Origin of the sequence: Mesonia ostreae (genome assembly GCF_031845265.1) — a bacterium.
Lineage (GTDB): Bacteria > Bacteroidota > Bacteroidia > Flavobacteriales > Flavobacteriaceae > Mesonia > Mesonia ostreae.
In genome coordinates this window covers 1-11,535 of the sequence record NZ_JAVRBG010000024.1, presented here as the reverse complement: position 1 = coordinate 11,535, position 11,535 = coordinate 1, and the positions used below count along the sequence as shown (strand labels likewise).

The 11,535-nt window shown below is 29.4% G+C and carries 13 protein-coding genes; all 13 read right to left on the bottom strand.

From position 1 onward, the window contains the following. Positions 1-90: 90 nt before the first annotated feature. The 13 genes from RLT85_RS14725 to RLT85_RS14665 all read right to left on the bottom strand — a co-directional run bounded on the left by RLT85_RS14725 (position 91) and on the right by RLT85_RS14665 (position 11,324). Positions 91-897 carry a hypothetical protein gene (locus tag RLT85_RS14725; protein ID WP_311402809.1) on the bottom strand — a complete coding sequence of 269 codons (807 nt, stop codon included), beginning with the start codon at positions 895-897 and terminating at the stop codon, positions 91-93. A 227-nt stretch (positions 898-1,124) separates the two neighbouring features. Further along, the gene (locus tag RLT85_RS14720; RefSeq protein ID WP_311402808.1) at positions 1,125-1,817 is read right to left on the bottom strand and encodes a hypothetical protein; all 693 of its coding nucleotides are present in this window, start codon (positions 1,815-1,817) and stop codon (positions 1,125-1,127) included. A gap of 176 nt (positions 1,818-1,993) precedes the next feature. Further along, positions 1,994-2,545, bottom strand: a complete 552-nt coding sequence (locus RLT85_RS14715) for a hypothetical protein (RefSeq protein WP_311402807.1) — start codon at positions 2,543-2,545, stop codon at positions 1,994-1,996. 167 nt (positions 2,546-2,712) lie between these two features. Beyond that, complete coding sequence (locus tag RLT85_RS14710; RefSeq protein ID WP_311402806.1) at positions 2,713-3,495, bottom strand: hypothetical protein; 783 nt, start codon at positions 3,493-3,495, stop codon at positions 2,713-2,715. Then, positions 3,473-3,898, bottom strand: a complete 426-nt coding sequence (locus RLT85_RS14705) for a RusA family crossover junction endodeoxyribonuclease (protein ID WP_311402805.1) — start codon at positions 3,896-3,898, stop codon at positions 3,473-3,475. The genes RLT85_RS14710 and RLT85_RS14705 overlap by 23 nt, the downstream gene beginning before the upstream one ends. A gap of 155 nt (positions 3,899-4,053) precedes the next feature. After that, entirely contained in the window at positions 4,054-4,371 is a 318-nt protein-coding gene (locus tag RLT85_RS14700; protein ID WP_068449022.1) for a type II toxin-antitoxin system RelE/ParE family toxin, read from the bottom strand. Then, the gene (locus tag RLT85_RS14695) at positions 4,371-4,604 is read right to left on the bottom strand and encodes a hypothetical protein (RefSeq protein ID WP_113966733.1); all 234 of its coding nucleotides are present in this window, start codon (positions 4,602-4,604) and stop codon (positions 4,371-4,373) included. Before RLT85_RS14695 ends, RLT85_RS14700 begins: the two co-directional genes overlap by 1 nt. A 158-nt stretch (positions 4,605-4,762) precedes the next feature. Beyond that, the gene (locus RLT85_RS14690) at positions 4,763-5,674 is read right to left on the bottom strand and encodes a hypothetical protein (RefSeq protein ID WP_311402804.1); all 912 of its coding nucleotides are present in this window, start codon (positions 5,672-5,674) and stop codon (positions 4,763-4,765) included. Between the two features lie 2 nt (positions 5,675-5,676). Next, positions 5,677-6,381: a hypothetical protein gene (locus RLT85_RS14685; protein ID WP_311402803.1), complete on the bottom strand. Its 705-nt coding sequence runs from the start codon at positions 6,379-6,381 to the stop codon at positions 5,677-5,679. 249 nt (positions 6,382-6,630) lie between these two features. Beyond that, complete coding sequence (locus tag RLT85_RS14680) at positions 6,631-7,524, bottom strand: carboxypeptidase-like regulatory domain-containing protein (protein ID WP_311402802.1); 894 nt, start codon at positions 7,522-7,524, stop codon at positions 6,631-6,633. A 476-nt stretch (positions 7,525-8,000) separates the two neighbouring features. Then, positions 8,001-8,804: a CPBP family intramembrane glutamic endopeptidase gene (locus RLT85_RS14675; protein ID WP_311402801.1), complete on the bottom strand. Its 804-nt coding sequence runs from the start codon at positions 8,802-8,804 to the stop codon at positions 8,001-8,003. A gap of 789 nt (positions 8,805-9,593) precedes the next feature. Further along, complete coding sequence (locus RLT85_RS14670; RefSeq protein WP_311402800.1) at positions 9,594-10,472, bottom strand: hypothetical protein; 879 nt, start codon at positions 10,470-10,472, stop codon at positions 9,594-9,596. 153 nt (positions 10,473-10,625) lie between these two features. After that, positions 10,626-11,324 carry an MBL fold metallo-hydrolase gene (locus RLT85_RS14665; protein WP_311402799.1) on the bottom strand — a complete coding sequence of 233 codons (699 nt, stop codon included), beginning with the start codon at positions 11,322-11,324 and terminating at the stop codon, positions 10,626-10,628. Positions 11,325-11,535: the final 211 nt, after the last annotated feature.

Here is an 11,535-nt window from a genome sequence, read left to right as displayed (position 1 = left end):
GCAAAGATTTTGACACAGGTAATGTATGTCTCAAATTTAATGTAGAAAAGAGTTGGTTTTTACCTCAGTTCTTTGTTAGCCATTGTTATTTTATTCAAATTCAATATTCCAATTATTTCTCAATGACTGTAATTTTGGGACAACACAAGATTTTTCCTTATTTTCAGCCGAAACGAAAATCGGAACGAAATCATCTTTCCTTTTATCACTCATAATCGAAAAGTCAGTAGTAAATGATTCTCCAATAATTTTTTTTCCGCTTATTGTTTCATATTCATAATGTACAATTATACCTTGTCCAACGTTAGATATAGGAAGTCCAGATTTTGGTATCATAGAAACAATTTTTCCTTTAAATACTTTTCCAAATTTGTAGAGTTTGACTTCTTTTTTCAAGTTTCGAATTGAATAAATTAGAAAGGGTAATCCAATAATCAGAAATGGGATTGGAAAAAGTAATAAGAAACCAACTTGAAAATCATATGGCTTCAAGCCTTTCACTATCGAATTTCCATTAAGTTCTTTAATTTGTAGACTGTTTCCAATTTCTAGTTTTTCTATTTTTCTTTCTTCAAGAACCTTATATTTAGATTCAGTTTCTTTTCCATTCTCTGAATATTGGTAAGATATAATTGTTGGGTGAACTCCATTAATTGTAACATTATACTGCGTTTCAATATCTATTATTTCGGCTGTGATTTCTTTTCCTTGTGAACTTATTAATTCATAATCAACTTTTGGGGTTTCGTTTCCTAGCGATGAAAATATTATTAATAAAATTGTTGCGATGAATAATGGAAATACAGTAAAACCAAATCCAAAAATAATTGAAATTGGTTTCTTTTTCAGAATATTAATTATGGTCGAAAATTTTACTTTTCTTGGTGTATTATTCATTCGTGAGTTTCGTTTTTCTAATAATGGCTAACGTGTTTGTATATGGCGAGTAGCGGGCAAATAGGCGAGAACCTTTCCGCCAAGCACAAGCCAAATCTTTTGTATTTTGCTTTTATTTTTTTTGTTAAAATGCCAAATCAAAAGATTTGGCGACTTCCCAAATATACCGAAATTTCCAGTTTAAAACCAAACCCTGCTATTTGCTATATACGGTGTTCTATGCAGTTTTATTTATATCTTATAATGTCATTTATATAATTTAAAAATGATATTATTTTAAGTGAATTTATCTTTATTCCATAAGAATAATCTATTCCGTGTAAAATTTCGTGTCTATTTAGTCTAACGGGAAATTTCGAAATATTATCTGTGTGTTCACTAATTCCTGTTGACTGGTTAAGAGGAATCTCAAAACCTTCGATGATAAATCTTTCTTTCTCTGATATTTTTTCTTCTACTTCTGGTTTATAAATTCTTGAACGCTGTAATTTTTTGTTATTTTTAAAATACAGTTTTTTAGTTTCATCATAACATAAACCGTCTATTTGAGTTAATAATAGTACAATAGAGGAATAATACTTTTTATTCCTGTGATTACTAAATGCTTCTTTAATAATTGACTTTCTGTTTGGATTGCGGTCAATAATTCTTTTCTCCACTAAATCTAATTCTTCTTCGTAGTATCTAGTTAAAATATCATCTACTTTTTTTGAATCACCATTTTTTAATTTTCTACCAAGTTCGACTGCCATTTTGGGTGATGAATCATATCCTAAATACCACCCATAATTTGATAATTCTAAAATTCCTATAGGCATTTCCTTTTGAAGAATTTCCATTGATTTAGCTAATTTTTCAGGAAAATCTTTTAGAATTTCTTTTAGTTCATCAGAGAGAATATTATTAATTTTTTGTTTCATTTAAAAGTCGCTATTTTTCTCAAATTGCATAGAACGTGTTTGTATATGGTTTGTTGCGTGTTTAAGCACCTAATTTAGCAAATAAGAACCGAATAGAAAATCCGCGAGGATTTTCGTAAGTAGGCTAGAACTAGCAATAAATTATATGGTGTTACCCAACGTTTTTATTTTATTTTCTAAATTCCGCTCAACATAATTCCGAGAATTAAAATAATCAGCGAAGTCATTAGAAACGGTTTTTTACTTTTATAAATATCCGAAATTAAATTCCAACAATACAAATAAATAAAAATTGGAATCATAAATCCCAAATACGCAAAATCTTTTTCAATTGTCAAATCGACTCCAGCAAGAAACCAAAACATTCGCAATAGAAAAAGTAATGTTCCAAATAAAATCCAAATCGGATTAATTTGAGCCATTCTCAACCTTATAGTTTTTCTTCTATCAGTCGCAAAAGGTTTGCTCATCCATAAATAAGTCGTAAAACAAAAAGAAAATCCAATTGAAGCGAATCCGATTAAAGTCAGATAATAAGTTGAAAATTCGTAATTCACTAAATTTATCCAATTCAAATCCGTAATAACTTTTCCAATATTACAAAGCTTTAAAGTAATTCGAAATAGAGAATTTAAAATTAAGCTAAATCCAATTCCGATTGCAATTCCGCTATAAAATCGGAACTTTCCAATTTCGTTTATTGTGAAGTCAGATTTTAGTTTTTTCAATTCAGCGTAATGTTTGGTCAAATGTTGGGTAACGTCTCGAATAACGCAAGTTGCGGCTTGGCGACTTGAGTTTGTCCGATAAAGACTACTTTTTAAAGGTAGTCAAAAATGCCATTTTTGGAAGGTATTCCGCAATTTGTGTTATTCGTTGTTGGCAGAAGTGTTATTTATTCGGGGGAATAATTTTCCTTTATTCTTTCTATAATTGTTGCGCTAGGTTTGACCTTTATTGATTTGAAGTAATCTTTTATATTTAATTTAGTGGATTTTTTTAAACCATTTTTTTGTAGCCAAATTTTGTAGTTTTTATACCACTCCGAGTACATATGTTCCGCATATTTGTCAACTTCTTCTCTTAATTTTTCTTCAACTTCATATTCGGCACTCTTCACTTTTTCATAGACTTTTGTAGGTATTTGCCATAAATCAAACAGGTGTTCTTTTTTCCAATAAGACAATTTTGCACTACTATATATGCTACGGTCAAATCCCTTTAAGATTTGGGGATAATTTTTTATCACGAAGCGTTTAAAGCTAGAAACAATAATATTCTGATCTAGTTCTTTATACCTTTTGACTGCTTCTTTTTGAAGTTTCTTCTGTTCTTTTCCTGTCAGACCTTCGACTTCATTAATGAATTCATCATCATAATCATCATCTTCAAATTTCTCCTGATTGTATTCTGGATAATCGTTAAAATCAAGATTTACTGTTAATCTTTTCTGCTCAATTATGGAAATTATGTAGGCAAGATTTAAACAAGATGGTTCATCTTCACGTTGTATTAATTCTTCAAGTTTATTATCTAGAAGGTTAATAAAACCATCAATCTTTTCATTTGAAAAATCAATCTTGGAGTCAAAATCCAGATTTAGACTTTCTAAGAAATTGATATGGTCAGGCTCTAAATATAATTCTCTTATTAAATTAATCTTTGTTGTCAATTTCATTTCTTATCTGTTCGATTTTGATTAATATATTTGAAATATCCTCATTGACATAATATCGTTTGAGATATAACTCGTCTATTTGTTTATCATCATTCCAAATTTTTCTTGAAGAAGTAATACCATCCAATATTGCTTTTGAGTAATTATCTAAATCAGCTTTCCCTAATTTATCTTTTCCACAATTAATGATAATATGAACTTTGAATTTAGTAATTTTAGAAGATATGTTTATCTGACTTAAGACCGTTGAAAAAAAAGAATTGGTATCAGAGGTAAGAGTATAACCCTTTGACTGTTTTCTAGGTAGCCGGGGATTTTTACCATCTTGATAAATGAAAGGATTTACTTTTATTTTTATTACTGAATTTTCAGTTGACGCAATTTCTAAATTATCAAGTATCATTTTTTTTTACATTTCTGCCAACGTTGTTGTATATGGTTTGTTGCGTGGTTTAAGCACTAAAGTTAGCAAATAAAAACCGAATAGAAAATCCGCGAGGATTTTCGTAAGTAGGCAAGAACTAGCAATAAATTATATACGGTGTTGGCAATCAGGCTTTATTTTGTTCGTTTCATTTTCGGTGGATTTTGTCGAGTATCAAAAACATCAGCAATTTTTATAAATCCGTTTTGTTCATCAACCGAATATATCACTTTGTAGTTTTTGAAAACCAAATAACGATATTGAATTTCTCTATCTTTAAGTAATTCTTCTTCTTGTCCAATAAAGGACGCTTTGATTAATTTTTCCGATTCTTTAATTATTCCAGTTACAATTTTAGTAGCAACTTTTAAACTTGCTTTCTTTTCGTAATATTCATAAATTTCGTCAAGTTGAGTTTCCGAAAAGTCTGACCAAATAATTTTAAAATTCATTATTCGTATTTGGCTAAAAGTTCAGAACTTGTTTTAAATCGATTGTTTTTGAAATCCGATTCTGATTTGTCAATTCGTTTGTTTAACTCATCAATGGTCATAGGCTTAAAAAGCCTTTCGTCAGAAGTGTCTTTTTCCTTTTTCAATATTTTCTCAAGCTTGGAAATTGCTTCCTCGCTTTGAAGTTTTAGGAATTCTTGAATAAATTCTATTTTTCGAGCTTCTATATTCATTTCGAGTTTCTTTTTATCAAAGATACTAAATTATCAAATTCAATCAATATCTTTCTTGGTTTAACGAATTTTTCAGCTTGTTGCCAACGTGTTTGTGTATGGTTTCGTTGCGTAATGTTAGCGATAAATTTAATGAAATATTCTGAACTTAAACACTCCTACCCTTTTCGACTTAAAAACGGCTCTAGCAATGAACTATACACAGTGTTGTATGTAGTTTTTTTTATTTCGTATTCAAAATTAAGAACTTTCAAGCCGTAAAATGTCAGTTTTTGGTTTGCTTTTATTTTTCCGTCATTAAAACTCACCGTTAGGTTGTCTTTAAATGACTTTATATAATTTGTCCATAGAATTCCATTTTTGTCTTTTAGCAAAAAGTAAAATCCACTATCTCCAATTTTCCTACCTGCAGATTTTAAGATTAACTCTCCGTTATTACCAACGCTTGGCTGTAAAATAACTGTTGCATTTCCGTTTGGTAATGGAAACATTGCTTTAATGCAAGTTGTTCCATTTGGAATTGTACAAGTTTCATAAACACCTGAATAAACAACTTGTTTCGTTTCTTTAAATGTTCTTAACCAAATTGTTCGTTTTACTTTTTTAGTTTTTTTATCAATAAGTTGAATAATATCGCTATTCATTCCCTTAGCGTTCTTGCTGTTATTCATAGGTATGTTCAGTTGCTCAATTCTATTACTGAAAAGTATTTTAAGGAGGTAGCCGAAAAATTTGAAAATTGGATTCCATTTAGTTTTCAATTCAAATTCATAACTACTCGTGTTTTCGTAAAAGTCAATTACGTTTTTTGATAACTTATTAAGTTCAGTTGGTGGTAATTTTAATTGGTTAATTGAATTTATTAACCCTTTACTTAGTTCAGATTTACAGATTTCTAAATTTTCGTTTTCTTCTAACTGCTTAATAAATTTTTCGCCAATTCCATTTGTATTTCCAAATGGACCTAACAACCATTTATATTCTTTTGAATTGATTTTTTTACCTGAAACAATTACCCATTGTTGAGTAATCCAATCTTGAAAGTTCTGTTTTATAAAAAGAATCCCCATTATTAAACAGTTTTCTTAGTGTAATTGCTATTGCCTTTCCAAGAACCATATTCTGAAAGTGGTTTAAATCTAAGAGTTGTAAACTCAAAATGAAAATTTTTACGCTCTCTTTCTTTCATTGCATTTGAGTGTCTTTTAGGTTTAGGCATTTTACTATGACCGTGAACCATACTTTCCATTTCTTTTACATTTTTCCAAATTGAAAAGGTTGAAACTGTATTCGGAAACTTGAAAGATGCAAGAGAAAGTAATGTTCCAGAATGATCTCTAACTAATTTTTCAACTGGTTTTCCCCAATGTAAGAATCTTGGAACTGCTAGAGGTTTCATACGAGCAATTGTTACTGCAACTACAGGAGAATTTGGATTGTCTAAGATTTCTTTTTCCTTTGGTACTTTATAGTCTTTTATCTTTCCCCATTCTCTCATAAAACCTAAGCGAATGTGCCAACCTTTGTTTAGTATTTTTCCAAAATTGTCTTTTTCTAAAAAGTTTTCAAGGTCTTCTTCGCTTTCCCATTGAGCAAAGATTGCTATTTCTCTTATTAAAAAACGAGAAGGTGATAGAATAGGAGAACCTAGAGTCATTGCGGTCATATATTCAGAATAAATTAGACCTTTTGTGTTCGTTTTTATTAAGTTTATAAATAATCCTTTAATCGCTTTTCCAAATGGAATTTTTACAAGGTGAAAAGAGGAAATATTCATTTATTTTTTTGTTGAAAGTTACTTGTTTTGTTACGATTCTTAAATTACATACAACGGTTTTGTATATGATGAGTAGCGGGCAAATAAGAGAGAATATTCCGCTAAACACAAGCCAATTTTTGTTTTTGATCTTTTATCTTTTTTGTTTCAAAGTGATTAAAACAAAAATTGGCGACAAACCAAATATACCAAAATTTCTGGTTTAGAGCCAAACCCCGCTATTCATTATATACGGTGTTGCCAGTAGTTTTATTTTTCATAAACCACTTTTAAATCGATAAGCGGAACTGTAAATTTATTTTTTTTAAAAACTGATTTTCTTTTCTTTTCATGCCATTCTCCTCCTCTAAATCTCCCATAAGTAAGACTTTTATCATCATGGGTATATAAAATATTAGGAGTGGTTAAGTATAAGTTAGAGGTAGGGTTATTGGTTTGTGGATTTATAGCTTCAATCCCAATATATAAACCATTTTTAGGTAGTTTAATTTTAAGATTTTTCAGTTCTAATTTTACTTTATTGTTCTTATTTTCTGGTTTAATTATTATATTTTTATATGTCAATAATTCTCCTGGACCGTTTTCTAAATTATTTTTATAAAAATTTATTCTGTAATAAGTTTTAAATACTTTTATTTGATCACTACTTCTTTTTTTAAATTTAAGAACTAATTCGACTAACTTTCCATTTTTTTCTCTTGGGTTTTCAATTAATGTAGCAATCTCATCGCCATACGGAACAGATGCGATAAATGTCCTTTCTCTTGAAGTGCCTAAATTATGATTAATAAAACTATAATTTTTTTTATTATCAGAAATATAAACTTCATTTAATAACTCATTCTTTTGTTCAAGCTCTATTTTAATATTATTTGAAATTTTAGAAGTATAATTTTTTAAAGGTATAATTTTATCTTTATAGCCTATAAAAGATATCAATAAAGAATCTTGAGATGATTTTTTTGATATCTCAAATTTAAAATATCCATTTTCATTTGTTGAAGTGCCGATATTTTTATTGAATAGCGAAATATTAACATAAGGAAGTTTTTCTTTAGTTTGGCTATCGATAATAATACCTTTTAGTATTTGAGAATTAGCTGGAAGGTATATCAAAAATAGAAAAAAAATAATTTTTTTCATTTTAGTTTTTAATTTATAAATAATTATGGTTAAACTTAGTCGAAATTTACGGGAGAACCATCATTGTTACAAAATTCTTCTTCATATTTGTTGTACGTTATTAAACCAAAAAATGTTGTATCGTATGACCATACAACTAAACACCCTTCGTCATTAACATAATTACCAGAGTGATGTTTTGCTTCTGATTTAGTTGGATAAAGCATAATTACTGAAAATAATGCAGTAAATGATAGTAATTTTAATTTTTTTATAAATAATATGTTTTAATTGTTAATATTGTGTAAATATAATATTTTTTTTAATTACTGGCAACGGTTTTGTATATGGCTCGTAGCTTGCAAATTAGAAAATTATTTTCGGATTGAGCACAAGCCAGATTTTTAAATTTTACTATTTATCTTTTTTATTGGAAATCGTCAAATTTAAAAATTTGGCGACTTTCCAAAACGCTTTAACTTCGATTATGCAAATAATTAGCTATGAGTTATATACGCTGTTGCCAGTAGTTTTTTTGTCGCAAAGTAGGTTATTCCAATTCCGATTAAAAACAATATCCAATATATAAAATTAAAATCTAAAGTTAGCAACCACCTGTCAAAAGTAACATCGAAAACATACAATGTTTGAACCATTAAATTAACTAAAAAATGTAGAATAATTGAATAGATTATTCTTTTAGTTTTGATGAATATTAGTCCGCTAATTATTCCAAAAATAAAGGTCGGAACTAAATTCAATGGTGTCTCAATATGTATAATAGCAAAGCAAAAACTTGAAATTAGTAATCCAATTATCTTACTGTTTTTCTTCAATAAGTTTTGCAATAAAAATTTTCTAAAAAATAGCTCTTCAAAAATCGGTGCAATTATTAAAGATGATATTGAACCATATAAAAGTGCTGGTCTAAATCCACTAAATGAGCTAATGTCTGTTTGGAATTCAGAGTAGTTGAGGAAATTCCATATTCTTTCTAAATCCCAAAAAGGTCTATCCAATAATTGAAGTCCGACAACAATCAAGATTAAATAAGGCATTAACTTAAAATCAATATTCTTTAGATTTAGAGATTTATTAATATCACAAGTAGATTTCCAGAAAATTTTGAAAGTTGTTAGATATGCAATAATAAATGATAACCCGATGGTTACTCCATAATGAGTTTGGTACGTTTCAGGTATCAATTCAGTTTTATACATCAACAATAGAAATCCAACCTGAGTTAAAGTAAAAACTAAAATCAAGAATAAAGTAAGTAAAATTGCTTTGAGTACTGTCATTTTTAAATTACTGGCAACGGTTTTGTGTATAAGAAGTGCGTTTAAGTCCGCGAGTATTTTCCGAAGGAAAATCGAAAGCGGGCAAACGCGCCTCTACATTGGTAAAGCACTAAAATAAGCATTTTTTATACACGATGTTACCTACAGGCTTTTTTTTTTCGCACTGTTTTTCAATCGCCAGAGTGATTTAAATAAATATTTTCTCAATTGATGTTCTAATTATAATATCGCACACAAGATTTGTTAAAGTGGTCGCGAGAATTTTATCGGCAGTAGCGAGAATACTAACGCCAGTAACGAGAATACTAACGGCAGTAGCAAGAATACTATCGGCAGTAGCGAGAATACTATCGGCAGTAGCGAGAATACTATCGGCAGTAGCGAGAATACTATCGGCAGTAGCGAGAATACTATCGGCAGTGGCAAGAATACTATCGGCAGTAGCGAGAATACTATCGGCAGTAGCGAGAATACTATAGGCAGTAGTGAGAATACTATCGGCAGTAGCGAGAATACTATTTAATGGATTCGGTTCTTAATCGAATTGCGTTTTGTTTTTCCGCTTGTAGGTAACGGTTTTGTGTATGATTAGTGGCGTGTTTAAGCACCTAATTTAGCAAATAAAAACCGAATAGAAAATCCGCGAGGATTTTCGTAAGTAAGCTTGAACTAGCCATTAATTATACACGTTGTTGCCAGTAGTTTTTTTGTGCAGTATGTGGACTCGAACCACATTCGTCCCTTGGACAAGGAACTAATCGTTTCTTCTCCGAGGGGATGCTTTAACCCTTAAGCTATACTACTTTTGTAAATTCCGATGTCATTTTCATCCAATTCCATTCCAAATTCAGATTTGCAAAATGCTCTAAATTTTGAAATTTTTCGTTCTATTGTAAGTCCGTTTATTTTTCCTTTATGCATTTTCTGAAACTCCAGAATTACTACTTTATTTAAAATACTTTCTTTAGATAGTTTTTTGATTATTATGTCGTTAATTTCTAAAGCAATTCTTCTCAAAGTATTTATTGTGTCTATTACAATACTAAAAGTGATTTCGGTAAAATTCTCTTTATCTGTGAATTCGATTCCTTGAAGTGAACTTGGTAAGTTTTCATTCCAAAAATCATTTAATTGCTTTCCTTTATTTTTAATCAATTCCGATATTGTTCCGCTAATATTATTAGAATTGGTGTGTATTAATTTATTTCTTTTTAATCTTAAATAGTCTAAAGTGTCAATTAGTTCATTTTCTAATTCCACTTTATTAATTCCTATCCGATTCAGTACTTTGTCTACAACTATTGAATCTTCTCCAAAACTATCAGATTTCTCCTCTAAAGTCAGAATATTAGAATCAATGGTTTTAGCAAAATCAAGCATATTTTTTAAATAACTTTCAAAATGAGCATAAATCAGAACATACATTCCATTTACAAGTGTTGTATTGGTTTTTGTATGTTCATTCTCTAATTCCTTGAATTTGATATTGTGTTTTCTTTTGTAAGGATTGTCAAGAAAATAATCATTCGTTTGAGTTTCTGGCTCACTTTCTATAATTGCCAAATAATCAATATTGAATTGATTCCATACGAAAGTATAATGAGTAAATCCATTATTCAATTCAGATAGTGACTCGTAAAATTCCTTTAGTTGTTCGGTTTTCATCAAATTACTGGCAACGGTTTTGTGTATGATTAGTGGCGTGTTTAAGCACCTAATTTAGCAAATAAAAACCGAATAGAAAATCCGCGAGGATTTTCGTAAGTAGGCGAGAACTAGCCATTAATTATACACGTTGTTGCCCACAGGATTTTATTCAGTTTATAATTCAATCGTAATTATTTTACCTTTTTCGGTTAATGGATGCTCGTTTTCTTTTTCTTTAAAGAATTTTTCAGCTGGTTCAATTTGTAATGGATGTAAGTGATAAATTCCGATTTCATCTGCATCAATTTCAATATTTTGTTCTTTAGCATTTTCATAAAGCCAATATGGAATAAATGCCAAGTCGATATTCTTTACTTTTCCAATTGTCTCCGGATTTGTTGTATCGCCAGACAAGTAAATTTTCTTTCCGTGCCAAGTTATTAGATAGGAATAATGTCTAAAGTTTATTCCAAAAACCTTATGCTTGGTTTTAAATGCTTTAATCTCAAAGTCATTTAGAGTATTGTTTAACTTTTCCAATTCAGATATGTTTGAAACTCCGTATTTCGTTCCGCCTTTCTCTCTAATTACTTTTTTTAAATTCTTTTTTGAGTAATGGTCAGAATGTTTGTGAGTAAAAATAAATATTGAATTGTCCTTTATACTATCTAATTCAGATTCGTCAAATTCCATATAACCGTGTGCTCCAGATTTATATGGAAAATCCGTATAGATATTAGTCGTTCCATCAGTTAAATATAATCCACAATTCCCCAAAAATTCAATTTGAATTTCCTTCGATTGTGTAAATCCAAATGTTGCAATTAAGCATAAACTAAAAGTCAAAATTATTTCTCTAAATGTTCTCTTCATATTCGTGGTTTTATATTGTGGGCAACGTGTTTGTATATGATTAGTGGCGTGTTTTAAGCACGAAATATAGCAAATAAACACCAAATAGAAAATCCGCGAGGATTTTCGTAAGCAGTCCAGAACCAGCCATTAATTATATACGGCTTAAGTTTGATTCTTGTTAAATTTAAGTTATAAATCAGAAAGAACAAAGAGAGGATTAAGGTTATGA

What these genes read in the sequence shown, in the direction of transcription:
- RLT85_RS14725 (WP_311402809.1), bottom strand. Translation starts at nt 897, where the DNA reads ATGAATAATACACCAAGAAAAGTAAAATTTTCGACCATAATTAATATT.
- RLT85_RS14685 (WP_311402803.1), bottom strand. Translation starts at nt 6,381, where the DNA reads ATGAATATTTCCTCTTTTCACCTTGTAAAAATTCCATTTGGAAAAGCG.
- RLT85_RS14680 (WP_311402802.1), bottom strand. Translation starts at nt 7,524, where the DNA reads ATGAAAAAAATTATTTTTTTTCTATTTTTGATATACCTTCCAGCTAAT.
- RLT85_RS14675 (WP_311402801.1), bottom strand. Translation starts at nt 8,804, where the DNA reads ATGACAGTACTCAAAGCAATTTTACTTACTTTATTCTTGATTTTAGTT.
- RLT85_RS14665 (WP_311402799.1), bottom strand. Translation starts at nt 11,324, where the DNA reads ATGAAGAGAACATTTAGAGAAATAATTTTGACTTTTAGTTTATGCTTA.
- RLT85_RS14695 (WP_113966733.1), bottom strand. Translation starts at nt 4,604, where the DNA reads ATGAATATAGAAGCTCGAAAAATAGAATTTATTCAAGAATTCCTAAAA.
- RLT85_RS14705 (WP_311402805.1), bottom strand. Translation starts at nt 3,898, where the DNA reads ATGATACTTGATAATTTAGAAATTGCGTCAACTGAAAATTCAGTAATA.
- RLT85_RS14700 (WP_068449022.1), bottom strand. Translation starts at nt 4,371, where the DNA reads ATGAATTTTAAAATTATTTGGTCAGACTTTTCGGAAACTCAACTTGAC.
- RLT85_RS14690 (WP_311402804.1), bottom strand. Translation starts at nt 5,674, where the DNA reads ATGGGGATTCTTTTTATAAAACAGAACTTTCAAGATTGGATTACTCAA.
- RLT85_RS14710 (WP_311402806.1), bottom strand. Translation starts at nt 3,495, where the DNA reads ATGAAATTGACAACAAAGATTAATTTAATAAGAGAATTATATTTAGAG.
- RLT85_RS14720 (WP_311402808.1), bottom strand. Translation starts at nt 1,817, where the DNA reads ATGAAACAAAAAATTAATAATATTCTCTCTGATGAACTAAAAGAAATT.